The sequence below is a fragment of the Pantoea sp. RIT413 genome, from assembly GCF_003057675.2.
Classification (GTDB): Bacteria; Pseudomonadota; Gammaproteobacteria; order Enterobacterales; family Enterobacteriaceae; genus Pantoea; species Pantoea eucrina.
Genome location: NZ_QBJB02000005.1, coordinates 83,960 through 110,928 on the forward strand (window position 1 = coordinate 83,960; position 26,969 = coordinate 110,928).

The 26,969-nt window shown below is 54.1% G+C and carries 22 protein-coding genes; 1 reads left to right on the forward strand and 21 read right to left on the reverse strand.

Translation table 11 applies throughout. The features are described 5' to 3' along the window. Window position 1 precedes the first annotated feature (1 nt). The 20 genes from tssA to DBY66_RS09165 all read right to left on the reverse strand — a co-directional run bounded on the left by tssA (window position 2) and on the right by DBY66_RS09165 (window position 23,983). Entirely contained in the window at window positions 2–1,585 is a 1,584-nt protein-coding gene (gene tssA / locus DBY66_RS09075; RefSeq protein ID WP_108569924.1) for a type VI secretion system protein TssA, read from the reverse strand. After that, entirely contained in the window at window positions 1,582–4,977 is a 3,396-nt protein-coding gene (locus tag DBY66_RS09080; protein WP_108569925.1) for an ImcF-related family protein, read from the reverse strand. The genes tssA and DBY66_RS09080 overlap by 4 nt, the downstream gene beginning before the upstream one ends. Further along, on the reverse strand, window positions 4,964–6,118 hold the full coding sequence (locus DBY66_RS09085; protein WP_108569926.1) for a hypothetical protein: 1,155 nt from the start codon (window positions 6,116–6,118) through the stop codon (window positions 4,964–4,966). Before DBY66_RS09085 ends, DBY66_RS09080 begins: the two co-directional genes overlap by 14 nt. Before the next feature lie 3 nt (window positions 6,119–6,121). Further along, window positions 6,122–6,388: a PAAR domain-containing protein gene (locus tag DBY66_RS09090; RefSeq protein ID WP_108569969.1), complete on the reverse strand. Its 267-nt coding sequence runs from the start codon at window positions 6,386–6,388 to the stop codon at window positions 6,122–6,124. Between the two features lie 53 nt (window positions 6,389–6,441). Then, window positions 6,442–7,008, reverse strand: a complete 567-nt coding sequence (locus DBY66_RS09095; protein ID WP_108569927.1) for a tetratricopeptide repeat protein — start codon at window positions 7,006–7,008, stop codon at window positions 6,442–6,444. Between the two features lie 60 nt (window positions 7,009–7,068). Next, window positions 7,069–7,716 carry a DUF2931 family protein gene (locus DBY66_RS09100; protein WP_108569928.1) on the reverse strand — a complete coding sequence of 216 codons (648 nt, stop codon included), beginning with the start codon at window positions 7,714–7,716 and terminating at the stop codon, window positions 7,069–7,071. A gap of 84 nt (window positions 7,717–7,800) precedes the next feature. After that, a complete protein-coding gene (locus DBY66_RS09105; protein WP_039380458.1) occupies window positions 7,801–8,448 on the reverse strand; it encodes a DUF2931 family protein in 648 nt (215 codons plus the stop codon). Continuing rightward, complete coding sequence (locus DBY66_RS09110) at window positions 8,445–10,028, reverse strand: DUF2235 domain-containing protein (protein WP_108569929.1); 1,584 nt, start codon at window positions 10,026–10,028, stop codon at window positions 8,445–8,447. Before DBY66_RS09110 ends, DBY66_RS09105 begins: the two co-directional genes overlap by 4 nt. Window positions 10,029–10,030: 2 nt before the next feature. Further along, on the reverse strand, window positions 10,031–12,571 hold the full coding sequence (vgrG, locus tag DBY66_RS09115) for a type VI secretion system Vgr family protein (protein ID WP_108569930.1): 2,541 nt from the start codon (window positions 12,569–12,571) through the stop codon (window positions 10,031–10,033). A 115-nt stretch (window positions 12,572–12,686) separates the two neighbouring features. Further along, window positions 12,687–12,923 (reverse strand): hypothetical protein, encoded by a 237-nt coding sequence (locus DBY66_RS17785; RefSeq protein WP_146745174.1) that lies wholly within the window; start codon window positions 12,921–12,923, stop codon window positions 12,687–12,689. A 33-nt stretch (window positions 12,924–12,956) separates the two neighbouring features. Further along, entirely contained in the window at window positions 12,957–13,604 is a 648-nt protein-coding gene (locus DBY66_RS09120; protein WP_108569931.1) for a hypothetical protein, read from the reverse strand. Window positions 13,605–13,610: 6 nt separating this feature from the next. Next, window positions 13,611–16,214 (reverse strand): type VI secretion system ATPase TssH, encoded by a 2,604-nt coding sequence (gene tssH / locus DBY66_RS09125; protein ID WP_108569932.1) that lies wholly within the window; start codon window positions 16,212–16,214, stop codon window positions 13,611–13,613. Between the two features lie 135 nt (window positions 16,215–16,349). Further along, window positions 16,350–16,658: a hypothetical protein gene (locus tag DBY66_RS09130; RefSeq protein ID WP_039380466.1), complete on the reverse strand. Its 309-nt coding sequence runs from the start codon at window positions 16,656–16,658 to the stop codon at window positions 16,350–16,352. Between the two features lie 54 nt (window positions 16,659–16,712). Continuing rightward, window positions 16,713–17,204: an Hcp family type VI secretion system effector gene (locus DBY66_RS09135; protein WP_039380468.1), complete on the reverse strand. Its 492-nt coding sequence runs from the start codon at window positions 17,202–17,204 to the stop codon at window positions 16,713–16,715. A 19-nt stretch (window positions 17,205–17,223) separates the two neighbouring features. Then, entirely contained in the window at window positions 17,224–18,870 is a 1,647-nt protein-coding gene (locus DBY66_RS09140; protein ID WP_199559918.1) for an OmpA family protein, read from the reverse strand. Beyond that, the gene (gene tssL / locus DBY66_RS09145; protein WP_071669200.1) at window positions 18,870–19,520 is read right to left on the reverse strand and encodes a type VI secretion system protein TssL, short form; all 651 of its coding nucleotides are present in this window, start codon (window positions 19,518–19,520) and stop codon (window positions 18,870–18,872) included. Before tssL ends, DBY66_RS09140 begins: the two co-directional genes overlap by 1 nt. Further along, window positions 19,517–20,854 carry a type VI secretion system baseplate subunit TssK gene (gene tssK, locus DBY66_RS09150; RefSeq protein WP_108569933.1) on the reverse strand — a complete coding sequence of 446 codons (1,338 nt, stop codon included), beginning with the start codon at window positions 20,852–20,854 and terminating at the stop codon, window positions 19,517–19,519. The genes tssL and tssK overlap by 4 nt, the downstream gene beginning before the upstream one ends. 14 nt (window positions 20,855–20,868) lie before the next feature. Beyond that, window positions 20,869–22,410, reverse strand: coding sequence for a type VI secretion system contractile sheath large subunit (gene tssC / locus DBY66_RS09155; protein WP_199559919.1), 1,542 nt, complete (start codon window positions 22,408–22,410; stop codon window positions 20,869–20,871). A 38-nt stretch (window positions 22,411–22,448) separates the two neighbouring features. Next, a complete protein-coding gene (gene tssB, locus DBY66_RS09160) occupies window positions 22,449–22,946 on the reverse strand; it encodes a type VI secretion system contractile sheath small subunit (RefSeq protein WP_104085399.1) in 498 nt (165 codons plus the stop codon). A gap of 332 nt (window positions 22,947–23,278) precedes the next feature. Further along, the gene (locus DBY66_RS09165) at window positions 23,279–23,983 is read right to left on the reverse strand and encodes an MgtC/SapB family protein (protein WP_108569935.1); all 705 of its coding nucleotides are present in this window, start codon (window positions 23,981–23,983) and stop codon (window positions 23,279–23,281) included. Between the two features lie 413 nt (window positions 23,984–24,396). On the opposite strand from DBY66_RS09165, the gene ddlA reads away from it, so the two are divergent. Beyond that, window positions 24,397–25,491, forward strand: a complete 1,095-nt coding sequence (gene ddlA, locus DBY66_RS09170) for a D-alanine--D-alanine ligase (RefSeq protein ID WP_108569936.1) — start codon at window positions 24,397–24,399, stop codon at window positions 25,489–25,491. 7 nt (window positions 25,492–25,498) lie between these two features. On the opposite strand, the gene DBY66_RS09175 is transcribed toward ddlA, so the two are convergent. Further along, entirely contained in the window at window positions 25,499–26,917 is a 1,419-nt protein-coding gene (locus tag DBY66_RS09175) for a GGDEF domain-containing protein (protein ID WP_108569937.1), read from the reverse strand. Between the last annotated feature and the right edge of the window lie 52 nt (window positions 26,918–26,969).

Consider the following 26,969-nt stretch of genomic DNA (forward strand, 5'->3'; position numbering starts at 1 on the left):
ATTAAGAAAAGAGTACTGACGCTCGTGCAGCATCGATAGTCACCAGCCCGGCCAGCAGCTGTTCCATGTCAGACTGCAGGCGGGCTTTATCTGTATCACTCCGGCCCGTGCGGGCACGCAGTAACTTCAGCCGGCGGGACTTTACTTCAAATAACAGCGCTGGCTCCCACTCCGCCAGCGTCATACTCTCTGCGCCAGCATCGAGCGCGCCCAGCAGCTGCAGTGCCAGTTCCTGCCGACCAGATTGCTCAGCAATCCGTGCCATCAGCAGGCGAAGGAGCCACTGCTGGCGCGGAGAGTGGATACCGGGTCGCTGCTGCAGCCAGGTCAGCGCAGCGGCAATGCCCTCTCTGTCTGCCAGCTCAGTCGCCTCGCTCTCCAGCAACAGCACCTCATCTTCCGGCGCGCTCGCCGCAGCGGCGGGATCGGGTCCGAACGCACTCTCCGTTATCATGACCTGCTGCTGGATCCAGCTCAGTGTTACCTCATCCGCAAATGGCATGCCGTCGCTGAAGGCCAGCGTTTCCAGTCCGCGCAGGCGGGAGAGCAGCCCTTTCAGATCGTCCTGAACAATAGCCGCGAACTCCGCATGCCCCGATCGCAGCTGCGCCTGGTGCTGATACCACTGCAGATCAAGCCAGAAGTGGTTTGTTCCCCGACTGAACAGACTGTCCGCCTGCTCAGCCAGCTCGGCCCAGCTCTGCTGGATCCAGAGGCGTTTAAGCAGCGCGCGCTGGTCAGATTTTGGTGGCGTCACACAACTGTTGCCGTTACCTGACAGCAGCGGCAGCTGACTGAGCGTGTCATAGCGGAGGGTTTTCATCAGCCGGTGTGCGGCCAGCGCGCCATTTGGCTGCTCGCGCAGATAAGCTGCCAGCGCTCGCGCCTGTTCCATCAGCTCCCGCCCGGAGCTGATGGCAGCCAGAGCTGGCGCAGCTGAGGCTGAAGACGCGTCTGGTTGCAGGCTGTCTGCTGCCGTCAGCGGCACTATCGCATCAGGACCGCCGGCGTTAAGCAGCCGGGACTCCAGCGCGCTGTAAAGCCCTGCGGAATGGGTGCCGCCCTGCGCCCGACAGATGTCATCAATAGCCAGCAGCGCCGCCACGGTGCGCTGCGCCGTGGCGGTCGTCACCTCCGGATAGAGCGTCAGCGTATCCAGCACGCGCGCGCTGGATATAAAATTCAGCGCCGCCTCGCGACTGCGCGTCCGCAGCGGATGCAGGTTGTCACCAAAGCGCTGCAGCAGGCCCGCCAGTAAGGCAAGCCCCTCAGCAAACCCCTCCTCGCCATCCTGCTGCAGGCGGGCCACGCAGTACCAGACCGCTACGCGGATATCTTTCGCTTCCGAAGTCAGTATCTGCTCCGCCAGCGAACAGATCAGTGCCATATCCGTGCCGGACAGGCGGTTCATCTCCTCCTGCATCCGCTGAAACGTATCGGAATAGGTCGGGTCTTCACCGGCAGGATGGCTGGTGCTTACAGGCTGCAGCCAGTGCTCCCATAAGAGAATATGCTCAGCAGCCTGCGCGCGGAGCGGTTCCGCATCCATGCCGCAGGCGCTAATCAGAGATTGCAGAGGCATCACTCCTCCTCAATGAATTCAGCATTACCAGGCGGGTTCTGGGTGCTGCCGGTGAGAAAAATATCGGACGGAAGCGTAAAGTTGCGCAGCTTCAGCAGCGCCAGCGGCCCCTCGCCGGCTTCGGTACGCAGGGTGTAGTTTAACGGCCGCCCGTCGGGGGCATGCCAGGTCAGCTGCCAGCTGCTGCCCAGCCCTGGTCTGGCGCTGACGTGCGCCTTTTCCAGCAGGCGGATCAACCCCCAGCTGCCCGGCATCTCACCGTACAGACGAGTGCCTGCTTTGGTGCTGATCCAGCTCAGCGATGCGCCTGGCGCGTCGGTGTCAGCAGGCCAGATAAAGCGCCGCCAGACCGGCTGCTGATTCATGTAGGTCAGCTTCTGGCTATCGATTATCAGGTCAGTCTGCATCACGTCTGCTGCCGTTCCCGGACGCAGCTCAAAATGCAGGCCGGCATGACCGCTGGCAAATACCACGTCAGCAATCTGACTGAGCTGATTAAGCGCCTGCAGAAAAGCGGGATTAAACGTCAGACCGCGGGCGTTAATGCGGTCCGGTACCCAGCGGGTCCCTTCGCGATGGAGTACGCCACTCAGGCGAGCGTGCAGAAAGCGGGTAAGGCGCCCGGTGTCCGCATTCAGATATTTCGCCAGCAGCGGCAGTGATACCTCGCTGCTGACATTTCTGAACGGGTAGCGGCCGCCGAATGCGCGGTTCCACTCATTCACTACGGCCTGCTGCCACTGTGCGTTGAAGCTGCCTGCAGCCGGCATCAGCACCTGCTGCCACGCCTGTTCTATCGGGCGCACAAACACCGTCTGCCCGAACCCGCTCCACTCCTGCCCCAGTCCGGCGGCGACCAGGCTGCCGTAGTCGCGTGTCTCCGTCAGGTCAACGCTCTTTCCCTGAAATACCGTCCGGGCCAGCGCCTGCGTCATCGCCTGCGGATCTGCCGCGCTGGTGATCTGCTGCAGGCGCAGGCGCACCTGCGTTACGCGCGTCAGGAAGGTGCGCAGGTTCATCGTGCTGCTGCTCTGATTATCGGTCAGCGCCAGCAGCGGGCCGAACGTGGCATCAAGCGGCCCCTGCGGGCCGCTGCGCTGATCAATCACCGGGCGCTTCTCCCGGTTAAAGAGGTTTTGTGCAGATTTCACCAGCGAGTCGCTCATCGCGCCGCCGCTCTGTGCGGTACGCCCCTGCACATTGAGCGTGTTCATTAACGCTACCAGCGGCGACTGCCTGACGTCCGCTATCAGCGTGAGCTGGTCAATCGCATCTGAGAGCGTCGGCGCGGGCTGCAGGCGCAGACTATTCAGGAAGTGCAGCCAGGCCGCACTGTAATCGGCAAAGTAGCGGCTGGCGAGCCTCGTCTCCAGTGCCTCAGGCGAAGCCGCCTCACCTGCAGGCGGCGGTGCATCACTCAGTACCCAGTCCATCTCTTCACGCCGCTCACGCGCCACTTTTTCAATGGCAGGTTTAACGCCCTCTTCCCACGCCTGACGGGTGAACATACCGGGCACAATTTCATCAGTGATAAAGAGACGACCGGCATCCGTATCGCCGGTCATATCGGCCAGCCGCATATCGGCGTACTGGTGTTTTACTTTGGAGATCACCCGCTGATACTGCCGCGATTCACTGTTGGTTACCCCCATCTGACGCACCAGCAGGGTGCGTACCTGCCCGACCAGATCCGGGTCTGCTTTCAGCGCCCATTCGGGGTGAGTGATCAGATGCTCTGCATAGAAGGCCAGCAGCGTCTCCCCGGCTCCCTGCCAGTAAGCCTCATCCAGCCCCTGCCGCTGTGTCCGGTTCTGCATCAGCGTCTGACTGAACCAGCTGGCGTCCATACGTTCAGGACGCGTCAGCATCAGATAGAGTCTGAGATGCACATAGGCCTGCTTTGACTGCGTTTCACGCAGCGGGCTGTCAGGCGGGAGTGCGGCATACGTCTGCAGTGCACCGGTGAGCCAGGCTGCGGCAGCGTCGCGCAGGAGGGGCTGAGCTGCTTCAAGGTAGCGGGGCCACAGAGCAGAACGCAGTTTTTCGTTCTGACTAAGCCCGGCGCGCTGATACCATGGCACGCCATGTTCTGAGCGATGCTCCAGGCGAGCCAGCGTGTGCTGAAGTTCAGTTAGCGCTTTCATACGTTGTTCAGGCGACTGATTCAGCCTGACGGCAAGCGCGGCCTGGGCATTTACGTCAGCTACCTGTCTGTAATTAGCTATATATGCAATACATATCCACGCAGCCCAGCCCACCATTGCCAGAGAAGCACAAGATGCCATTATCTTTTGCCATGGAATGCCCGGCTTACGTGGACGAAGCTCTGCAGGAAGCATCTGGACTGACGCAGGCAGAACATCCCAGCACTTATCCATGCGCCAGTGGTGCATAGCAGCTTGCCTGGCCCCCGCAGAAGGCTGGCTGAACACCAGCCCCGCAAGCGATAGTGGGCTGGAAGGATTGAACATCACTGAGAGGAGCGCGGTCACGTTCTCCGATCTGCGGCTGAGCTGGTCAGCCAGTGTCAAAAGAAAGTGATGGTTTACCTCACCACAGGTTTGCTGCAGCCCCTGCGAGATGAGGACCGGCGTCAGGGCAGTCAGCGTTTCTGTTAAAGCCTCACTATGACAGCCGGCAGGTAGCAGACAGCCAGTGGCCTGCGTGATGCGAGTTTCCGGCTTACCGGCATGCGTATGCAGGGACCATACATATAGCGGAAGCTTCCAGCCCAGCGCATCCATCCGGGCGCGAATGGCATAAAACGGGGGAGCCATGGTGCTCTCAGAAGGCAGCGACAGCCGCTGCTCCAGTCCCGGCGCTGACAGCTGGTCGAATGCCCGGGTCACCCATACTACTCCATCAACCGGACGGCGGCGCAGTTTGCGTAACGCTGTCAGCCAGGCAATGTCACCAGGTGAGTTGAGATCGCCCCCCCACAACAGCAGCGTGCCACGGTCTTCCTGCCAGAGCTGATCCGGCAGGCCAGGGGTTAATTGTTCCACTTCATCAACTGCGCCGGTTATCAGCAGGATGCGCGTTTTACGTGCCCAGCAGCGACCGTGAAGATTGCGCAGGGTGAGGCGGATAGCATCAACGGTGACGGTGCGTGGTGCGGTCTGTGCAACACGGCTTTCATCAGCAGGCAGGGCATTCTTTCGCTTAGCCTCTAAGCGATGCCAGCTCTGCTGAATAACCAGACTCATTGTTTTGCTATGACGAAGCATCATCAACAGAAATAACGCACCGGCAAGTACCAGACTTTTCATAAGCGTAGTATGTAGCCCAATCCTGTCGCCAAAGTGCCATATCAGCCAGACAATCCCTCCTGCAATAAGGGCGGAGAATCCCAGCCGGCCCCATTCTCCACGCCATAAAGAGTCACCTGTTTTCATTAGTTATATTCCCTGTTTGCACCGTATTAATAAATTTCTGCTCATCATCCTTTGAGAGCATCAGGCAGTCCGCTTTTTGTATATTGACGATATCGCTGGCTACAGCAGCCAATATCCATGGAGAGAAGGGGCCACTTATTCCGGCATATTTTTCCAGCCAGTGGAGCTGTTCAGGTTTCCAGTAACCGCCATATTCTCTGGCTGAATTGAGCAAACGAAAAAATGCATTACCCCAATCCACTTTGTCACCAACGATACTGACCGTTGAACAGGCCTGCGTTTGCGTTGAGAAAAACGTATCCAGCGACGTTTCTGATATTTCCCTGTCAAGTGCCATTGGACGCAAAATACGGGCGTTGAAAGAGAGGTTGAATTTTGTGACCACATCATCGGAGGTCATCATAAGAAGAGCCAGCGCATCACTATACGCATCTCCTCCCTGAGTCTGATGAATCAGGATTATTTCCACATCCAGCGCAGGCGCGCGAATTCGCTCATCCAGTGAAAGGAAGGACTTCGACTTAAGAATGGTCAACCGGGGTCCCGGGCGATCGGGAATATCTCTCTGCCAGGCATTCATAAATGCAGCCTGCAACGCAGGCAAATCATCAGAAAAATCGGTCAGCAATGTAACGACAGGTACGATACCTGAAGGCAACGTTGCCAAAGCCTGATTTACCCCTGCTAGCAAAACAGAAAAGTGCGCCTCAGGAGTGTGTAGAGCGATTCGTCGGGATAAAAATGTGCTTTGCTCCAGTGTTGGCGGAGAAGCCAAAAGAATTTTAGATGTCAGATTTGCAGGCAATATAACACCGCTGTGCAGGACTGCGATGTTGCGGCCAGCCCACTCTTCCCACTGCTGTTGTGCAAATTCTGCTTCATTTAATTCAAATTCATGCCTGTTAAACGCGTTGTTGTAGAGCCAACTGCGCAGGCAGAGAAAGAATATCCAGATAACAGCAGGAAATGAGGTGGCAGCCCAAAGATTATATGCTTTAAGTACTCCTGCCAGTTTATTAGCATGCAGGACAAATAATAGTATGCACCCGACCAGTGCCAGAACCCCTGCCATTATCCACAGGGTGAATGAAGGCTCTTCGGGCTTAGCTGATATTATTGATTTTTGACGCTCCCAACTCATTATTTATCCTATTGCGCAATCCGGCGCACTGGAAATAACCTGACAGCCACATTCGCAGTGGCAACCATTAACAATCACGGCTTTACCATCTGATATCCATTCTGGCGAGCCATCGATAATAGCATTAATGCCATGGCCATTTATCGGGCAACTTATTTTATCGCCAACAAGGGCAACACTCTTTCCATTAATTACCATTGTTGATGAGACGGAAATGACCTGTCCACCATGTGTGGTTTTATCACCCAGCAACACAAAACCTTTCGACATATTGAGACCCATCTTTAATTTCGCATATAAATTTCATTATGCATATAATTTTATTAGTTCTTTTGCTTAATATCTTTTAACTTATCACACGCATTGTAATCACCTTTAGAGCAACTATTTTTGAAAAGTTCGACGGCCAGCTCCTTGTTTTCAGCAACTCCATTGCCATCAAAGTACATCGTGCCCAGGTGATACATCGCCGAAGGCTGGCCTTGTTTTACTGCAATCTCAAGCCAGTTTCTGGCTTTGGCATAGTTCATTTCAGCTCCCTTACCATTGAGGTATGCATAGCCTAAATTCATCTGGGCAGTGGCATTGCCATTTTTCGCTGCTTTCTCATACCAGTAATTCGCCTTTTCGTAGCTTTGCGCGGTTTCTTTTCCGTAATAATACATATCACCTAAATCAACCTGAGCATCCATGTTTCCGAGTTCAGCAGCGATCTGGTAGAACTCGAAGGCTTTTTTCATATCCCGCGGAACCCCCATACCTAAATGATACATATTAGCTATTTTATTTGCATCGTCCGCCCTGGTTGTTGATATGGTATCGGCAATGGTTGTTGCAGAAAATAAACAAGCAGAGATAAAAATAAAAAATAAGCTATTCGATGGCTTCATGAAAAATCCATTTAGATGAGAGGGAGGTTGTTTTGCTAATTTTACTTTAAATATAGTTACTTACCAGATTCCATAAGGATACTTTTTATCTTTAATAAAATGAGGAGTATCTCCATAGTATACATATCCATCTGGATGTCCTGTGACACCTTTGCACATATCGAGTTCTTTACCTGAAACAGTTATTATTTCTGTATCGATTAATGGGATATCTGAATGACCATATTGCCTCAGCCAGACGCGGACTTTCCCCTCAGGCGCCAGACCTATCAGCATCGTCTGCCGGTATGCATTTTTTCCTGGTTTCAGAACGTCATGGTAAGGGCTAATCATCTTTTCCCATGTATCCTGAGTGAAAAACAGAGTGGATTGGTAAGTTTTCTTATCAATTATTGAATCCCAGCAAAATATCATTATTTGCGGCAATCTGTCGGCTTGGTTAAATTGCGTATTTCCTGCTGAATTCTTTTCACTCCAGCGTCCTGTGCTGATACCCCGAGGTTGATCAATAGTCCGATATGTAGATGCATAGCCATCTATGTCCAGCAGCCTTAACAATGTTACCTGTGCCGGCAAAGATTTAGGCGTGGTAAAAGCAAAGTACCACCTCTCCCAGGGAGTTTTGAGACTGTCAGATTTACTACTGGCACAAGAAATAGTAAAAAACAAAATCAAGAAAAACGAAATTAACCTGGATGTATTTTTCATACTCACCCTCACCTTATTATCTCAGGCTGAGCGCTAAGAAATAATAACATATTGAATGAATAATCAAACCGCATTTAATCAAATTTACCAAGAGCCATAAGGGTATTTTTTATTTGAAATAAACGCTTTTGTTTCATTACTGTAACCATAGGAAAAATCACTTCCTGTGACACCTTTGCACATATCTAGTTCTTTACCTGAAACAGTTATTATTTCTGTATCGATTAATGGGATATCTGAATGACCATATTGCCTCAGCCAGACGCGGACTTTCCCCTCAGGCGCCAGACCTATCAGCATCGTCTGTCGGTATGCATTTTTTCCTGGTTTCAGAACGTCAGGGTAAGGGCTAATCATCTTTTTCCATGTATCCTGAGTGAAAAACAGAGTGGATTGGTAAATTTTTTTATCTATAATTGAGTCCCAGCAAAATATCATTATTTGCGGCAATCTTTCGGCTTGGTTAAATTGCGTATTTCCTGCTGAATTTTTTTCACTCCAGCGTCCTGTGCTGATACCCCGAGGTTGATCAATAGTCCGATATGTAGTTGCATAGCCATCTATGTCCAGCAGCCTTAACAGTGTTACCTGTGCCGGCAAAGATTTAGGGGTGGTAAAAGCAAAATACCACCTCTCCCAGGGAGTCTTGTAACTGTCAGGTTTATTGCTGGTACAGGCGGTAGCAGTACACACAAGCAATAAAAGCTGAATTGGTCTGGTAATTAATCTCATGATTTTCCTCCCTGCATATTCCACACAGCGCGAACCCAGCCGGGATTCGGACGATTGATATAAAAAAACAAATCAGATGATTTGACAGCGCCATAGATAGTTTTTACTTTCTTCCCGTCCAGCCAGACATCTTTAACAACTACAGGGTTCCAGTGAGCGGAGCAGTGAATATACTTTCCAATCAATTTTAGTTCTGGTGAGACAAATGGCATTGGGTGATTGCCTTTTCTTACTTCCTTTCCTTGATCAATTGCTTTTTGGCATAAGAAGATAAGATCATCCGGTAAATTCAAATATTCATTTGTAGGTTCAATTTCTTTCATCATTACTCCTGCTTCCTGAGCCGCGTCCAGCATTACCCGTAAACTCACTTTGCTCCAGTCATTAGTCACTACTCTCTCAATAGTTATTGCCGCCCCAACACGTTTTTGTAGGGTGCCACCACGTTTTTTATCCTCGTTGACCAGATAGTCATACCAGGTCTCTGTCTTTACCTCACCGTTCGGAATTATTGCACTTAACAATGGATTACTATTGAGATCGGATATTTCTGCCACTGAACGCCGATAGACATTGGTCATTTCAGAAGAAATACCTTCATTAACAGTTTCGTTCCGGGGTTCGGTCAGGTAAAGATATTCTTTTTCCCTCGGGTTATAGCCACCGCCGATATCTGAATGCACGCCTGGCAGGGCCAGTTCCGGCCACGATTCCCTGATGCTGTTAAGACTAAAGTTGTAGCGGCACTCATGCATCGCCGTAATTTGAAAGACTTTCTGTGCAATACCCGGAGGTAAATCCAGCTCAACGCCAGGGTTCACACCATTATGTACATCAAATAAATTACTTACCGTACCTACCGCGCACACAGTATCAAATAACCCCAGAAAGCGGGTTTCTCCTGCAGGTTTACCATGGTGATTTCGACCGCCCAGCCCTTTAGCTATTGCCAGCCGTATGGCTTTATCGTCGTTTCTTACACGGTTTACAAAGTGGCGGGCTGCTGCTGCTCCACGACTAAATCCAAAAACATCGAACTGAATTTTCTCAATTGCAAAATTTACTTCCTGGTTAAGCTCCAGGAATTTCGAAATTTGCTCAGTGATAAGAGCGACGCCTTCATCAGATTTATCAACTACGCCATAAAACCAGCCGCCTGTCGCCATACTTATCGAGCTATCGCTACTACCTCTGACAGTACCAATGCCCTGTACATAGACTGCTCGTTGATAAACTGCCTGCCCCTCAATCACTTCGTCATCGGTAGCGTAAAGCGTATTCAGCCAGTGGATATTAGAATAATACCCAATATAACTTCCGGCACTGCTGACATTCCAGCCCAGTTTCCTGGCGCAAGCTTTTGCATCTTCTGCCTTCATTCCAACATCAAGATGAGAACATGACTCCAGAATGCGGTTCTGAGTGTTAAATGTGTTGTTTCCCGTACCATCAAAGAAAACCCCAATAATAATTGTTATTCCTGGAACAGGCTTACGCTTACAGACAACTTTTTTCTCTGAAATGTTTACATCAGTAATATGCTCGCATTCAGTGGCTTCCCATGCATGATAATCAGGCATAGTTATTTACTCCCTGCTACTGAATTGCCAGTGCCAAGGATCTCAATTTTTAATTTCCCAGGCATTGCGGTATATATCGGCAACGTCTTTCCGCTGTCATCTGACACTCCATGGAATACCTGCCCATCAGCAGTTGTTACCCTATATTCAGTCCGGGGGATAATATTGCCTGCTTCGTCAGTCAGGGAGTAAACACCGCCATAGCCTTTTTGAAATTCAGGAGCAGGAGTGTCTACAGAAGCTGCTCCCATTTTCTGCACATTGGCACATTTCAGCAGAATATTTCCCGGGCAGCCCAGTTCAATATTTCCGTCACTTAACCTGATGTAAGCACCGCCGCAGTTAATGACCAGTTCCGTTGTTGCTGTAATATTAATTTTACCTTCGGTGGTGGTTACGGTGACATCTTTCTTCGCTATGACGTCCAGCGCATCATCCTGCGCCTGGATTTCAACTTTTCCTTTCGCCGCAAATAGTTTCATACCAGCCTGACGTGCCAGCATACTGATGGCTTCACCTGCCGCTACCGTAAAGCGCTTTATCACACTGATATCAGCATTTTTTTGCGCTACGATCCCTACGCTGGCGCTTCCCGAGGAGACGCGTACGCCTTCCGGACTGCTGATACTTATTCCCTGCGGTGCATTCAATACCATCCCCGGCTGTACCAGTTCTGTCAGTGCGTCTGTCATTAATTTCTGGCTTTGAATATCCGCTGGATATGCCTGTGCACCTTCTGCCGCACCTGACAGGCTTCTGGCAATACTCAACGCATGTTCAAGCTGTGCCTCAGCTTCTTTCATGGAGAGCATTTTATTGCTGCCATAGGGCTGGCTGTCTGCACTGATGAATACACCGGCTCCGCCACGAACGGTTACCCACTTATCCGTCCGCAGTTCAGCCCCTTCACCACGAAGAACCCTGCTCGCGTCAACGTTATGCCCCAGATTCAGCTGCGTCTTCCCGCCATATTCCGTGCTGAGCTTGATGTGCTCCTCACCGCGCTTATCCTCCATGCGCAGCTTGTTAAAGCCTGCCGTACGGATGACGTTGCGCGTGCTGTTCTCTTCAGTGACGTGATCGACATGCCTTGAATCGTGTAACGCGTGCGCGATATAAGGCTGGTCCGGATCGCCTTCGCGGAACGCTATCGCTACCTCGGTGCCCTGTATAAGCGGGAAGTGGAAGCCGTACATATCGCCGCCGTACGGTTTCGCCAGACGCACCGGCATGCTCTCCAGACCGCGCTCCCGGCTCTCCTCGTCGGCGTCAAATACCACGCGGTATAATCCCGCTGCATCCTGCCAGGCGTAGATATCGTTATCTTTTGCGCTGGTCACGCGCGCCGTCATGGTGCCGCTGACTTTTGGGCGTTCAGGTAAATCGGGACGCCAGCAGAGGGTTTCACTATAGGGAACGGCGCTAAGCGTTACGCGCATTGCTGACTTTCTGCTGGCAACAAACCCCAGTCTGACCATAACAAGTGGATTGAGAAGCTGTTCCGGCAAAGAAGGGGGAATATTATTATCGGTTACAGTAATAACCTGCCCTGCAGCAAGGCCAGGATCGCTGCTTGTACCCACGATAACAGACTGAGCAGCCAGAAACCGTTCGTGATCGAGTTGCGCATAGAAGTTGGCGGTTTCTGCGGAGGGAAACATTTTATCGCCTGCCTGAAGATGTCGGGCGCGATAATGATAAGCCTTCCCGTAATTTATTTTGTCGCCATCCCCCCGCATCATATCTGCTTCTTCAGAACGCAAAATATACTGAGCTGTGCGATGATTATAATCTTTCGTCGTCACGCTTTTTTGTACAATATGATGCTGCTGGTTTAAGCCCCAGACTGAGTCGATGCCTCCATCCTCCATGCCTGAGGGTGTGGTGAACAGTAATACTTTTCCCGCTTCAAATGCTGCCTGACTATCGCCAAAATGAATAACCTCAGTACATACTTCTTCCTGCAACCGGAAATAGTAGAAAATCCCGACCTCAGCTAATATCCGCTGGATAAAAGCAAGGTCGCTTTCCTGATACTGATTAATTTGTTCACGCCTCGGATAATCCCGCTTCAGGCTGAATTGATATTGCCAGCTCTCCAGTCCATGCTCTGCTAATATCTGAGAAACGACTTCAGTAACGGATTTATTAACAAAAAAACGATGAGTGCGAAAATTTTTATCAAGTAATGCAATGAAGGGTTTTATCTCCACTTCATACAAAACCTGATCGACGGAGCTTTGCAGGCGTCGAAAACCTGTGACAATGCCATGCACAGTTTTTCGCGTTTTCAAAGGCAGCATTTTATCCCGCGCACCTGGCATGTCGTACATATACAGCCAGATATGTTTACGTAGCACTTTCTGAGAAGGAATATTTGATTTGTCACTGGTAAACTTGATTGTATAGCGATAGATTTCACTCAACCCCTCCTGAGCATCAAATTCTTCGACATCCATTTGAAAGAGGCAGTCAGGAATTTCCAGATGAAATCGATTGAGTGAAAGCGGAGAAGATTTAATGAGATTATTATAAGGGACCATTTATCCTCCATGATAAGATCAATTCCCACCGGGGGTGCCTGTGTGCTTTCATAGCCAGTGGAAAAACGCAGGTCAGCTAAAGTGTTTAATAATTAAATTTCCGCATGAGAAAAACTTAATAGTGAATATCAAATTCATTATGCATTTTTTCAAAGCTAAATTTAATCAAACTATAACCTGCATATACCAGCAAGAACAAAATAGCAATTATGACATAGCGATAATCGCTAATTGAAAAGAAAACATACCAGATTGACATAACCAAACCTGTCGCCATCAGCATTGAGCCTATTGCCCTGACAGCGAGTGATGCCAAAGTTAAGCCTATGCGTTTTATCAAAGAATTTTTCATGACTCCTCTTACCATACTCTCAGGCAGATAAAATTAACCTTTTAAACCATTAAAAAAATGTCTACATAACTCGTCAAACTCAAGAGGGTTTTCTTTATGTATATTGCAGGCTCTTTCAAAGGGAGCAACAGTATCTTTAACAACAAAATAGAGTAAATCCAGATTACCCATGCGTCTTAGTCTGGAGTAAATGACCGGATTAGCTGACTCAAGATTTCTTGATGTATAAATTGCTCTCGATGCTTCGCTACCAAGGTATAATAGTGAGCCAATTATCGTGCCAGAGAATATAGCATTTGTAGCATTAGCTGTCAGAGCACGTCCCAGATTGACACCTGTCAGATGGGAGAAAGACAATCGGCCCATAATATTAACGCCAGTTTTGTCTGCAACATCCCTTACCTTTTCAAAATTGATTCTTGAAGTAAAATCATCAATAAAAACGCTGACGATTTTCTCAATAACCTCTTTTCTGAAAATGCCCCGCTTAACTAACTCTGCTATCCGATATTTATCGTTACTGTTATTTCTGCGATGTTCAGTATCTATGTAATCATAACTCAGGTAAGCCATGCTCACCGAAAAAGAAATAAATCCTTTGGTGAAATTCACCAATAGTCCTGAGTCATCAAGATTAATCGCATCAAGCATATCTCTGGCAATCTTTTTTGTACTGTCCATAAGTTACTATTCTCTAAACACCAGCACGAAACCTTCATCTTCTGTCCACGTCATAGATAGCTGCTGCGGACAAGAGCCCGCCGCCTGCCAGGCGAGGATTTGCCTGCTCACAACCGGCAAAATCTGCTGGCTGAGCAGGCTGTCAACGTTGCGCGCGCCGGTATCCGGCAGCAGGCAGGCGGCGGTGAGGGCATCACAGAGCGCGTCTGTGATATCCGTATGCAGGCCGTAGTGACGCTGCAGGCGATCTCTGACCTTCTCAAGCTTCGTTTCAACGATGATACGCATCGTGTCACGGCTCAGCGGGCGGTAAATTACCGTCTGGAAGCGTGCCAGCAGTGCCGGCTGGAAATGGTCGCGGATAATCGGACGCAGCAGTTGCTGCAGATCCGCCTCGCTGGCGTCCGGCTGTTCACTGAGCAACCGCATTAGCGCGTCGCTGCCGAGATTGGAGGTCATCAGGATAACCGTATTGCGGAAATCAATTTCCCGTCCCTCGCCGTCGCGCATAAAGCCCCGGTCAAATACCTGATAAAACAGGTTAACCACGTCGCGGTGCGCTTTCTCCACCTCATCAAGCAGGATCACACTATACGGGCGCTGGCGCACTGCTTCGGTCAGTACGCCGCCCTGACCATAGCCCACGTAGCCCGGCGGCGAGCCCTTGAGCTGGCTCACCGTATGCGCCTCCTGGTACTCGGAGAGATTAATGGTGATCAGCGACTTTTCGCCGCCGTACAGCGTGTCAGCCAGCGCCAGCGCTGTCTCTGTCTTACCAGTTCCGCTGGTGCCCACCAGCAGAAACACGCCCAGCGGGCCGTTCTCAGCGGTCAGGCCGGTTTTCGACGCCCGCAGTCGCTGTGCGATGGCATTCAGCGCTGCCGGCTGGCCTGCCACGCGGGTTTCCAGCGTCTTTTCCAGTGTCAGCAGCGCCGTCTGCTCATTCTTCATTAAGGAAGAGATCGGTACGCCGGTCCAGTCGGCAATGACGCCCGCTACCGTACGCGCGTCTACGTCCAGCGTGATCAGCGGCTCACCCTGCTGCAGCGTCTGCAGGGCAGAGTGTAACGTGCCACGCCTGACGTTCTGCGTCGCGTCCTGACGACAGGCCAGCAGCGTCTCCATCATTTCGCGCTCGGCCTGGTAACGCAGCTCCAGCTGTTCAAGGCGTTCCTCAGCGCGGGCCAGCTCGCTCAGAATGTCATGCATGCGCCCTGCCTGGACGGGACCGCCCAGCGCTTCATCATCCAGAATGGCGCGTTTTTCAACGTTCAGCGCGTCCGTGCGGGCACGTAACCGCGTGATGGCTTCCGGCACCGTATCCTGACTCATACGTACGCGGGCGCTCGCGGTATCCAGCAGGTCTACTGCCTTATCAGGCAGCTGTCGTCCGGTCAGGTAACGCCGGGAAAGCGTAACGGCCGCGCGGACGGCGGCATCGCTAATATGTACGTCATGATGCTCTGCGTAACGCGATTTCAGGCCTCTGAGCATCAGGCAGGCGGTTTCATCATCCGGTTCATCAACTTTTACCCTCTGAAAGCGACGCTCCAGCGCGGCGTCCTTTTCGAAGTACTGCTTGTACTCGCTCCAGGTGGTAGCCGCGATGGTACGTAGCTCGCCACGCGCCAGCGCGGGTTTGAGCAGGTTAGCCGCATCTGCGCCACCGGCCTGATTACCGGCACCGATGAGGGTGTGCGCTTCGTCAATGAATAGCAGCACCGGCTGCTCCGCCTGCTGTATCTCAGTAATGATGGTTTTGAGGCGCTGCTCAAACTCGCCCTTTACGCCCGCCCCCGCCTGCAGCATACCGAGGTCAAGCGTGCGCACGCTGACCGTGCTAAGACTCTCCGGCACGTTGCCTTCGGCAATGCGCAGCGCCAGCCCTTCCACCAGCGCAGTTTTACCCACGCCCGGCTCGCCCACCAGAATCGGGTTGTTCTTGCGGCGGCGGGAGAGAATATCCACCATCTGGCGGATTTCATTATCGCGCCCGTATACCGGGTCGATCTTTCCGTCGCGCGCATCAGCAGTCATGTCGCGGGTAAAGCGGCATAACGCCTCTGAGGCAGCGGATTTTTTTTCTCCGGGAAGATCGGACGGCTGAACGGTGATATCCGGTATACGCTGCGGCTCCGCCTGGCTTTCATCCGATTGCGCATCCAGCAGCGGGCGCAGCGCCGTTATCCGGGGCCGATCCAGGGTAAGAACCGGCCAGAGTGCAGCACAGCACATCAGCCCGTGATGATCGGCCATGGCGAGCAGCAGGTGCAGGCTGCGGATACGCTCCTCCCCGGCCATCGAGGCAGCCAGCCAGGCCTCCTTTAGCAGATGGTGCAGACGGGCCGACAGCGCTGGCCGGCCACACACCTGACGTGGCCGATCGTTGAGAAAGCTCAGTAGATCCTGCCAGACGTCATCCATGTCCCACTCGTAGCGACGCGCGATGACCGTGATGTCCCCTTCTCCCTGCTCCAGCAGTTTAAGCAGCCAGTGCTCAGGTAAGATTTCTGCATGTGCGCGGATCTGGCACAGTGAGGCAGCGGCCTCCAGCGCACGCGCGCAGAAAGGGTTAAGCCGGCGCAGCAGCGCTGCAGACGCATGTTCCATATATTTTCTCTCCGTTTCAGGCACGCTACCGCCCCTGGCCGTTCACCGAGGCCCATAAGGCTTAAAAACAGGATTGGCTGAGCGCTGGTGTAAAAACGCTCACTGAACGTGGCGACAGGTGTCGCCACAGAGGGGTTAAAAACTGTGGCCGAGGTGCTCTCTTTTATTGATATCAATTGGCCGGGTGACGCTGTTATCCAGAATGACGTGCCAGCAGGAGCTGCCCGTATCCGGTTGCAGTGTCATATGCCAGCGGGCATCACCGCCGCCATTTGGCCCCGCTTTCCGGTGTGGTCCGGCAATCACCTTGAGCGTACCGCTGCAATAAGCATCATTAAGCTGAGAATCGATGGCACACGCTTTTTCAATCAGGCGTTCCGTATAGTTCTTGCTGAAACGCGGATCTTTCTGCCAGTTGGTCGCCCAGTTAGCGAGATGCGACATAACGCCTCCATTTGCAGGTGCTCAGAGCACAACGCCCTGAGCAGGGTGAATCAGTTACGCGGTAGCGCGTTCGCTCCAGGAATCGGAGTGGATGATGTTGCCTTCTTTATAGGTCCAGGTGATCTTTTCGTAGCGCAGCTCAACGTGCTCCAGATGGTTGTGCTTCTCCTTTGCCGGATCTTTGGTGTCGTGCATCACCGGATTCACCTTCACCACCTTCACGTTCTCAAGCTTTGTGTTGAAGTACTCAACTTCCTGACCCGCGTCGTTGATGCGATACCATTTGAACTCCGCCGATTTCAGAGTCTGTCCGGTGGTTACCGCTTTGTAGAGATACGGGCTTGACGCGTCGATTTCTTTAGTGAGCAGAAAGGGCGTATGAATACGGGTGCCGGTCAGCTTGCCGGTATTGTTGTCGGTAGGGATGTACAGGTTATGCTCCTGTGCCACCACCTCAATGCTGCCCTCGCGACTCTTCACATCTACAGACCCTTTGATGTCCGCTCCGCCATCATTCTTCAGCCACAGATAAACCGGAATTGCCATGGTATTGCTCCTTTTCAGATTAAGAATGGCCATCATCCTGTGATGACCGGGTGAGTCCGTCCGCTACGTGACAGGCGTCAGCCTGCGGTACCAGACTGATTTCGACGCGACGGTTACGCGCGCGACCCGCCGCGGTGTCGTTGGCGGCAAGCGGGCGGTCATGACCGTAACCCTGCACCGCAAAACAGCTCTCCGGCACGTCGCCGGTGTCGCGCATCCAGTTGCGCACGGCTTCCGCGCGTCTCAGTGAAAGCAGCTGATTACCCTGTGCACTGCCGGTACTGTCGGTGTGGCCGGCTATCACAATCAGCCAGCCGGGCCGGGCTTTGATATTCACCAGCGCGTGGAGCAGCACCTTGCCGGAATCGGTTTTTAGCGTTGCCCTGCCCGATTCAAATAGCGACAGGCTGTCAAGGCGCACCGTTTCTGGCCCCTGTACGACCTGCCGGATAACCGGGGCCGGCGGCGGGGGGGGTGCCCAGCGGTGTATGGCCGCATTCACCGGTGCGGTCAGCCGCATGCCCTGATAGAGCCCCATACCAAACCGCATCGGCTCACCGCTGCGCTGCCACTCATCCAGCAGCGCGCGATCGCGGATAAGCGCATTGCGCGCAAGGGTTTTCGCCGCAATGGCGTCATCAGGCAGGCTGCGCCACAGGTCAAGGTGATCGGTCACGCTGCGTGTGAGGCGCTGGTTGTGAATGAAAGAAAAAAGCATGGCGAGTGCCAGAAACAAACCCAGCATCAGGCCAGCTATGCGCAATTTGCGTAGCCAGCGGCTGATCCCCGGCCGCCGCGCCAGGCCGGACAGAAGGCGATCCGGCAGCGGTAGTGAAAGCGGGGATTCGTTGTTTTCAGATGAAAGCGTGGTCAGCCCGGCAACATGCTGCTGCCACAGGTTGTCCGCCAGCGCCGGCGACGGCGTCAGGCAGAGACCGATCTGGCAGGGGCGCGCTGAGTGCGAAGCGGCAAACTGCCCCGCATACCACTGCATCACGCTTTGCAGCCTGAGCGCGTGGTGAACAGAGTGCGCATCCTGTGCTGCCCATTCACTCAGTGAAAGGCGGGCACGTTTGTCCGGATGAAACTGCAGCTCTGGATGGTCGGCCGTCAGGCTGAACCAGTATGTGCCGCTATCCCCGGACGAACTCCATATCACCATCCGGAGCGGCGGCAGTCCGCTCAGCACGCGGCGGCACTGCAGATATGCCCGCAGCCACACGCACTGCTGCTGTGTAAATATCTCTGCGGAGGTGTGCAGTCCGGGGACGATTGCCAGCATTACTGACAGCTGCGGCATCAGTGACGGAGAGTGAAGAGCCAGCCGTTCCGCCAGCGCGGATAACTCACCGGGCTGGCGAACGTTCAGATACCATCCCTGCCCGCTCTCATGGTGGTCCCGCTCGCCAAACAGCAGCGCGGTGTCTCCTGTCACGAGGATCACCGGCCGGCGCCAGGTTTCAGGTGGCAGGCTGGCATCTGCAGCAGAGTGACTGTCAGAGGTGGACCGCTGCAACCGCCACAGAATAAACGCAGATACCAGCAGTATCAGTCCGCAGAACATCGCCCTGTTCAGCGGCTTCAGACCCCAGTACTCCACTACCAGCAGCAGGGCAAGTCCGCTCCCCAGCAGCACCAGGCCCTGACGTGAATCGGGTCGGAACATTACTGCGCCCCCGCAATGTGCGACACCATATCTGCCAGCGCTGACTCCAGCACGAACCAGAGTCCGGCGAGCAGCATCACGGCCACTCCCCAGCTCAGCCAGTAAACGCGGCGTCCGGTGCGCAGACCTGCGGGCCGGATAACCAGCGGTGCATCTTCCGGCAGCGTAAACGGCGGCACCCGCGCAGCCAGCGCATTCACCACATCCTCACGGCGTTCATCATCCTGAGCGCGATAGTGCCCGACGAAACCCAGCTGCAGCGTGCGGTAAAAGCAGGTCAGGACAGCGATCTCCGGCGCTGGCTCATGCAGCACGGTACGGATGCGATCCCATAACGCTTCCCCGCCGTTCAGGGAGCCAAAAAAACGCACCTGCAGCGGATCACGGCTCCAGCGAGCCCAGCCATCATCCTGAACTCCCCGGTTCAGTACCGCCTCATCCAGCAACACGCAGAAGGCATATAACATATGGTCGCAGCTGGCCTCGCTGACTCCGGCCTCTGACAGCGCTTCACGGGCTGACTTTACCCAGTTAACCGCCTCACGATAGAGCGCGTCTCCGTTTTCAATTTGCTGCCCGCCTCGCAGCTGGCTCACCATCAGCCAGCCCTGAAAAAAGAGTCGTTCCGTCAGTTTGTTAAGATTATTCATGAGCGCAGCACCGCGTAGAGTTCCAGCTTCAGCTCACCCAGCGATTCCGGGGTATAAAAAGTACAGCCGCCGGAGGCAAGCATCGCCTTCGCCGCATCCGTTGAAAGATCCAGCGCAAAGTACTGGTTCTCAAGGCGCAGCGGAATAGCCGCAGGCACATGGGCTAGCGGGCGGATGGTCATACCGCTCAGGGCAATATTCACCACTTCAGAAACGTCAGCGTGGCTGCCAGCCTTGCACAGCAGCGGAAAACGCGCCTGAAGTTCGTGATTTGGCAGAGACGATCGAACAGAGAGATAAAAATCGGCCCCTTCGCGCAAACGGGCATCGTGCAGCTTTCCCTTCCACAGTACGCCCTGATTCTCCAGCTCAATGGCGATAACACGGGAAGGCAGACTCGCCTCCAGCAGCGTGTCCAGTAGCATAAAGAGCGGCGGGAAAACCTGCTCCGGCAGCTCATGCCGGTAGCGTGGGATCTCCTCCGGCGTATTGCTGAGGGAAAACGTCAGCAGGCTGCCTGCCAGCCGCACCAGCTCGCGATAAAGCAGTTCAGGATGACGTGACGGCGCGTGGTGCAGCTCTGTCAGTACCGGATCGGCGCTGTTCAGCGCATTCAGCAGCCAGAACAGGGAAACGTCGGACACGGCAAAGTCCGCCATACGCTCATTGCTTTCGCGGCGCAGCTGCATCAGATGCTGACGCCGCGCCTGCAGGCGGTGCAGCAGGTCACCCAGCCCCGTAACCAGCGCCGGACAGGCAGTCAGTGCCAGCATGGGCGGGATAAACGCCGCGTCGCGTACCCACTCTCCCTGCGCATTGCGCTTAAGACGGGCTACCGGACAGGTCAGATATGCAGCGTTTTCCTGATGCGCCAGCCGCAGCCGCAGGGCATAACGCTGCACCGCAATCTCCGTGATCTCATGACCGGCCAGTTCCTGCACGCGCTCCCGGGCGGCGACCCAGCGGCGCGGACGCTCGCTTTCGGCATCGTTGACCAGATTACCGCCGCTTGCGTTGATGAGCGGTAATGCCAGCACCACCTCCACACAATCCCGATCTGTGACGTTCGTTAAGTCACAAACTGGCGGAAGCGCATCAGCCAGGCGGGTATCAACCAGCGTGCCATCGGTAAAACGGACGGCAATGCGCGTCGCATTCAGTTTTGAGAGTGCCAGCGCGCCGTCATCGAACTCTGCACACAGCACTCCCCATGGATGAGCCAGCGTCATACCTGCGACGGTACCGGCCACATGCGCGTCCCACATCGCCTGCTGCTGGAACTGCTGCGGCGTCAGAAACGCGCCCTCTTCCCATAACGGACGGTAAATTTTCATTCCGGATGGCCGCCTTACGCTTTCGCTTTTGGCATCCGGGATACCAGTGACAGGTTGACGTCCATGCCTTCCACCTGAAAGTGCGGCACCGCAAACAGCTTCACGCGGAAGAAGCCTGGATTGTCCTCAATGTCTTCCACCACCACTTTTGCTTCACGCAGCGGGTGCGAAGCCTGCAGCGCATCGCCCGGATTTGTCATCTCCGTCACCAGCGTTTTTATCCAGTTATTGAGCTCCAGCTCCAGCAGGCGACGATCTTTGGTGGTTCCGATGTTCTCGCGCTGAATCAGCTTCAGGTAGTGCGCAATACGCGACAGCAGGAAGATATAGGGCAGGCGGGCATTGATACGGCTGTTTGCCGTAGCGTCAGCCGTGTCATACAGCGCCGGTTTCTGCGTGGAGTTTGCCGAGAAGAAGCAGGCGTAGTCGCGATTCTTATAGTACGAGAGCGGAATAAAGCCGAGGTTCGCAAACTCAAACTCGCGGGTTTCCGGGATCATCACCTCTGACGGGATTTTCACCTGGTTGCCGGTGCCGAGATCGTAAAGATGAATAGGCAGGTCATCTACTGCGCCGCCCGCCTGCGGACCGCGAATTTGTACGCACCAGCCGTTGCTGATGAAACTTCTCACCATATTTGCGGCAAAAGCGAACGCGGCGTTTACCCACAGATATTTCTCGTGGTCCGGGCCTTTCACCTCCTCCGCGTAGTTAAAACTGCGTACCGGCATGGTGTCGGGGCCCCAGGGCAGACGACCCAGCACGCGCGGCATGGTCAGGCCGATATAGCGGGCATCATCGGTTTCGCGGAAAGATTTCCACCTGATGTACTCAGCGCGATCAAAGTAGTTGCCGATATCCTTAATGGCCGCGACCTCTTCCATGGAGTCTTTCAGGAAGAATGCCGGGCCTGCTGAACCGATAAACGGCATATGCGCAGAGGCTGCCACTTTAGAGATGTTGCGCAGCAGCGCGATATCCTGTGCGGATGCATCAAACTCATAGGCTGAAATGACTGCGCCAATCGGCTCACCGCCTGGCGTATCGTATTCGGCAACGTAGGTCTGCAAATAGAGACCGCTCTGGACTATTTCCGGCGCATCTTCAAAATCCTGGCGCAGGTCATCTTTCGATATGTCCAGCACGTCGAGCTTCACGTTCTGACGAAAGTCGGTTTTATCTACCAGGGATTTAAGGCCGCGCCACACCGACTCAACCTTCTGAAACGCCTCATGGTGCATCACTGCATCCAGCTGACGGCTAATCTGCGCATCAAGCTCAGCAATGTGGTGATCCAGCAGATGCTTGTCGAGTTTCTCAACCTGTGTGTTGCTGCTTTTCAGACGGGTAAGCAGCACCTGTATGGCCGCGGTAACGCGCTCATCGGCCGAGGCGTCTGACAGCGCCTGACTATCCTGCCAGACGTTCAGATCGCTGAGTTCAGAGACCGGATTGAGATTGATTTTATCAAACAGCGAGGCGTAAACGCCCTCCGCTGCCGGGCGCTGCGGCACGGCGGCACTGCCCGCAGACAGGGTTTCATTCTGAACTGACATCAGGATTGTCTCTCGTATTAGTCCGTTAAGGGGAGAATTCAGTCGTGGTTACTGGCGAGGGCAGAAAGCTCGCTGCGCAGTTCACGGCTCAGGGCCGGATCTCTGAGAATGGTTTCAAACTCTTTGCGAAAGGTCGCATTGTCGAGCAGGTTGGATTTCAGATCGCGCAGCAGGTTGCGCATGGCCAGCATCACATTGAGCTGCGGGATTTGACGGGCAACCTGTTCCGGCTCGAAGTCCTTCATGCTGCGAAATGTCAGGCTGACCTGTTGTTCGCTACCGTCAGCGGCGACGGCGTCTGGTACAGCGTAATTTACCGCAGGTGAAAACTCGCTCAGCACGCTGTCAAAGTTGTTTTTGTTGACGCTGATTTTTTCGCGTTCAGAAACTACACGCTTATCTCTGCCGTTGCTGAAATCGCCTGTCACCAGCAGTTTCAGCGGCAGCTCAGTTTTCTTCTGTGCCCCGCCGGTATGCAGGTCAAGGCGCAGATTAATACGTGCTTTAGGGATCTCGTTTTGATAAGAATTGCTCATATTTACTCCTGTAAAAATGGCGAAAAAAACAGATAACCCCTCTGCTTCCTTAGGGGTATGGCGTGAATATAAAATAGGCCGGATTAATAAATCAACCGCATGGGTTAAATTCTTATAATTGATTTATATAGAAAAAAAGCGAAAATTCGACTTAAGTCATTGAAATTGATTTTTAAAATATTGCTCAGATTTATCTGGAAATTAATCGATTGTATTTTTCATTCCGCCAGGTTATGAGACCTCTGCGCAGTTAACTTGATCATTATATTTTAACTGTTGTTTTATGGAACAGTTCCTCGATGTAATTAACAAGCAGGTAAAACCAGACGCTTTTAATCGCGCTCCATACCGCACACCTGCCAGCGCACCGCACTGACGCCCTTCTCCAGGCTGATGCGGCTGACAAGATTTTCCAGCTGCTGGGTCAGATTGGGCTTACCCAGCACTTCGGCGCTGACCATCATGCGCTGCGAGCTGTCGATATCTTCACTCTGCAGCGACTGCAGGCGCAGATCGCTGTTGCCTAAACTGTGCAGCATCAGGCTGCGTACCTGCACCTCATCCTGCGCCAGGCAGGTGATCTGCACCGTATAGTGCTGCACCGCTTCGGCGGCCGGCACCAGCGTCTGACGGTTGATGCTCCGCGTCAGTTCGCGCAGCAGAATGTTAGCGCTCAGGATGATCAGGGTGCCGATAGCCGCCTCCAGCAGCAGCCCCATGCTGCACAGCACCCCTACTGCCGCCGTGCACCAGAGCGTGGCAGCGGTGTTGAGTCCGCGCACGTTCAGGCCATCACGCATAATCACGCCGCCACCGAGAAAGCCGATGCCGGAGACCACGTAGGCGGCGATGCGCGATGCGTCATGGGCAATACCAGGTACGCTCTGCGTCATCAGTACAAACAGGCAGGCACCGGTGCTGACCAGCGCGTTGGTGCGCAGGCCGGTCATGCGCTGCCGCAGCTGGCGTTCGCTGCCGATCAGCGCACCCAGAATCAGTGCTGCAGTCACCCGCAGCAGGAAAATTTTCCAGTCCATTTTATCCTCCGCATGTCAGCAGACGCTGACAACAGCTCAGAATGAAAGAATGGATCGCAGCGGGCGACGTGCTGCACGTGAGGCAGCAGATGAACAGAGGCCATTCGGGAGGGAATATGCCATCTCAACGCGCGGTTAAGACAGCGGGAACACTATCTTAGCGCGGAGGCCTTTTGCGATCGTTTGGGACAGTTGTCCAAGAGAGTGCTCCTGTTAAGTAAACCGCCGCGATTTTAAGCACAGAAAGTCGCGTAATTAAACTGATTTCCCGTCTGTTCAGGGATGATTGACCGTTTTTTGCAACAGCGGGAGCACGGCAGCAGGCGCGCCGTTCTGATGCGATTTGCGCTCCCCTGACCCGGAATACGCGTGCTATCTTAGCTGCTCGCTTAACTGCAATCGGATAAGAAACAATGGCAAAACAGCGCGTAGGGATTGTCTTCGGCGGCAAATCTGCTGAGCATGAAGTCTCATTACAATCAGCAAAAAATATTCTGGATGCGCTGGACCCGCAGAAATATGACGCGGTGCTGCTGGGCATTGATAAACAGGGCCGCTGGCGGCGCTATGACGCCGGCCGCTTTCTGCTCAACGCTACGGATCCGGCGCGCATTGCGCTGCACCCGGAGGGAGAAGCCGTGGCGCTGATACCCGGAGGCGAGCGGGCGCAGTTTATCGGCTGTGAGCAGGCGGAGCCGCTGCCGCATCTGGATGTCATTTTTCCGATTGTGCACGGTACGCAGGGGGAAGATGGCTCACTGCAGGGGCTGCTGCGCATGGCGGATGTCCCGTTTGTCGGCTCGGATGTACTGGGGTCCGCTGTGAGCATGGATAAAGATTTTACCAAGCGACTGCTGCGTGATACCGGCCTTCGCGTTGCGCCGTGGATCAGCGTGACCCAGGCAGAGCGCGACACGCTGGACGCGGCAGCAGTCATTGCGCAGCTGGGCCTGCCGCTGTTTATCAAACCGGCTAATCAGGGATCGTCGGTGGGCGTCAGCAAAGTTACCGATGCCGCTGAGTTTAACGCTGCTGCCGATTTAGCGTTTCGTTTTGACCGCAAAATCCTGATTGAAACAGGGATTAACGGGCGTGAGATTGAGTGCGCGGTGCTGGGTAACGACGCGCCGGAAGCGAGCCCGTGCGGAGAAGTAGTGGTGCAGGATGCGTTCTACGCCTATGACACCAAATATATCAACGCCAGCGGTGCGCAGGTGGTGGTGCCGGCAAACATCAGCCGGGAAAACAGCGCGGCTATTCAGGCAACCGCGCTGGCCGCCTTCAAAGCGCTTGAATGTTTTGGCATGGCGCGTGTCGATGTGTTTCTGACGGATCGCGACGAGATCGTGGTGAACGAAGTGAATACCCTGCCCGGCTTTACCAATATCAGCATGTATCCCAAGCTGTGGCAGGCGGCGGATCTGAGCTATCGCGATCTGATCAGCCGCCTGATTGAGCTGGCGCAGGCGCGACATCAGCAGCGTCAGCGCTTAGCCAGCACGATGTAAGCGGCGCTCAGGCCACATGACTGGCGCTCAGCGCGGCGGCGGGCGCCACCTGGTTACGTCCGTTGCGCTTGGCGCTATAGAGATGTTTATCTGCTGCGGAAATCAGCCGGTTAATCACCTCCGGCCACTCGCGCTCATGCCTGGCGCAATCCCACGCCAGGCCCATGCTGGCCGTCACCGTCACGCTGTTTCCTTTGATCCAGAACTTTTCGCGCGCCAGCGCCTGGCGCACGGACTCCGCCAGCCGGTAGAGCTGTTCCGGCACGGCATCAAACACCACAATCACAAACTCTTCGCCGCCAAAGCGGCAGATCATGCCCTGCTGCTGCGCCACCTGTTGGATACGTCGCCCAATCTCTTCCAGCACGCTGTCACCGGCGTCGTGTCCGAAGTTGTCGTTAATGGTTTTGAAGTAATCGACATCCAGCATGATCACGCCGGTATGGCGCTGCAGAGAAAACGGCATCTGTTTCAGCTGTTCATACAGGCCGGAGCGCGACAGCTGCTGCGTCAGCACATCGACGTTTGCCCGCAGCGCCAGACGCTGATTAAGCTGACGGATAGCGTCCATACTGACCGCCACCAGCAGCGGGCTCAGCGCAACGGTCGCCACCCCGAGGCGTGCCGACGTAAGGTGGCCAATCGGCAACAGCGCGTCGTTACCCTGAATATTCATCACGCCGTGAGAAACCAGCACAATCTCTGTAATACCGGTCAGCAGGATCACCACGCTGGTGACCGGCATAGGCAGCAAAATCGCACACCAGATCAGCGCCGGCACCGGAAAGGTCAGACTGCCGGCGCCGCCAATCAGCGCGCCCGCTGTCAGCGACAGCACCACGGCGAGCAGCGGCAGCAGCGTCGCCGGCGTCAGCAGCTGACGCAGAGAGACGCTGCGCAGCGGGCGGGCCAGCATAACGGGCAGCAGCATCAGCGAGGTCGAGATCTGTTCGCTGAACCAGTCAGCCCATGCGACCACAAAGCGCGCATTGAAATCGATGCCCTGCGCCCAGGCGCCCCAGGTCGCACAGGCAGCGGCCCCGAGTAAACAGGCGGGAAAAATGCGCATCGCATTGACGACCTGACTGCTGGCAGCCGGTGTCTGCAGCGGTCTGATCAGCATACAGACCGCGACAAGCGTAAACAGAATATTGGCGATATTGATCGTGACAGCAGCAAACGCCCAGCCTGAAAATACCGTGTCGTTAAAAATCATCGCGGCCAGAGCAACAAGATAAGTGGAGGGCGTATGCAGAAAAGGCTGACGGACAATCAGCCCGGCAATCAGCGCATTAACAGGCCAGAACAGTGAAAACTCTTCAGGGACCCGCAGGTGGCTGCCAAGAAAACAGAAAAAGAGCGTAATCAAGAAAAGCGTGAGAGCATTTTTCTTATCGTTATGTTCATCAAACAGCGAAACGCGCATTCATCCGCATCCTGTAACCTGAAATCGTTGCCGCGTTGCAGTGGCACCCCCT

Bases quoted from the DNA above. Each gene is read 5' to 3' on its own strand.
- DBY66_RS09080 (WP_108569925.1), bottom strand. From the start codon at position 4,977: ATGAAAACAGGTGACTCTTTATGGCGTGGAGAATGGGGCCGGCTGGGA.
- DBY66_RS09085 (WP_108569926.1), bottom strand. From the start codon at position 6,118: ATGAGTTGGGAGCGTCAAAAATCAATAATATCAGCTAAGCCCGAAGAG.
- DBY66_RS09090 (WP_108569969.1), bottom strand. From the start codon at position 6,388: ATGTCGAAAGGTTTTGTGTTGCTGGGTGATAAAACCACACATGGTGGA.
- DBY66_RS09095 (WP_108569927.1), bottom strand. From the start codon at position 7,008: ATGAAGCCATCGAATAGCTTATTTTTTATTTTTATCTCTGCTTGTTTA.
- DBY66_RS09100 (WP_108569928.1), bottom strand. From the start codon at position 7,716: ATGAAAAATACATCCAGGTTAATTTCGTTTTTCTTGATTTTGTTTTTT.
- DBY66_RS09105 (WP_039380458.1), bottom strand. From the start codon at position 8,448: ATGAGATTAATTACCAGACCAATTCAGCTTTTATTGCTTGTGTGTACT.
- DBY66_RS09110 (WP_108569929.1), bottom strand. From the start codon at position 10,028: ATGCCTGATTATCATGCATGGGAAGCCACTGAATGCGAGCATATTACT.
- vgrG (WP_108569930.1), bottom strand. From the start codon at position 12,571: ATGGTCCCTTATAATAATCTCATTAAATCTTCTCCGCTTTCACTCAAT.
- DBY66_RS17785 (WP_146745174.1), bottom strand. From the start codon at position 12,923: ATGAAAAATTCTTTGATAAAACGCATAGGCTTAACTTTGGCATCACTC.
- DBY66_RS09120 (WP_108569931.1), bottom strand. From the start codon at position 13,604: ATGGACAGTACAAAAAAGATTGCCAGAGATATGCTTGATGCGATTAAT.
- tssH (WP_108569932.1), bottom strand. From the start codon at position 16,214: ATGGAACATGCGTCTGCAGCGCTGCTGCGCCGGCTTAACCCTTTCTGC.
- DBY66_RS09130 (WP_039380466.1), bottom strand. From the start codon at position 16,658: ATGTCGCATCTCGCTAACTGGGCGACCAACTGGCAGAAAGATCCGCGT.
- DBY66_RS09135 (WP_039380468.1), bottom strand. From the start codon at position 17,204: ATGGCAATTCCGGTTTATCTGTGGCTGAAGAATGATGGCGGAGCGGAC.
- DBY66_RS09140 (WP_199559918.1), bottom strand. From the start codon at position 18,870: ATGTTCCGACCCGATTCACGTCAGGGCCTGGTGCTGCTGGGGAGCGGA.
- tssL (WP_071669200.1), bottom strand. From the start codon at position 19,520: ATGAATAATCTTAACAAACTGACGGAACGACTCTTTTTTCAGGGCTGG.
- tssK (WP_108569933.1), bottom strand. From the start codon at position 20,854: ATGAAAATTTACCGTCCGTTATGGGAAGAGGGCGCGTTTCTGACGCCG.
- tssC (WP_199559919.1), bottom strand. From the start codon at position 22,410: ATGTCAGTTCAGAATGAAACCCTGTCTGCGGGCAGTGCCGCCGTGCCG.
- tssB (WP_104085399.1), bottom strand. From the start codon at position 22,946: ATGAGCAATTCTTATCAAAACGAGATCCCTAAAGCACGTATTAATCTG.
- DBY66_RS09165 (WP_108569935.1), bottom strand. From the start codon at position 23,983: ATGGACTGGAAAATTTTCCTGCTGCGGGTGACTGCAGCACTGATTCTG.
- ddlA (WP_108569936.1), top strand. From the start codon at position 24,397: ATGGCAAAACAGCGCGTAGGGATTGTCTTCGGCGGCAAATCTGCTGAG.
- DBY66_RS09175 (WP_108569937.1), bottom strand. From the start codon at position 26,917: ATGCGCGTTTCGCTGTTTGATGAACATAACGATAAGAAAAATGCTCTC.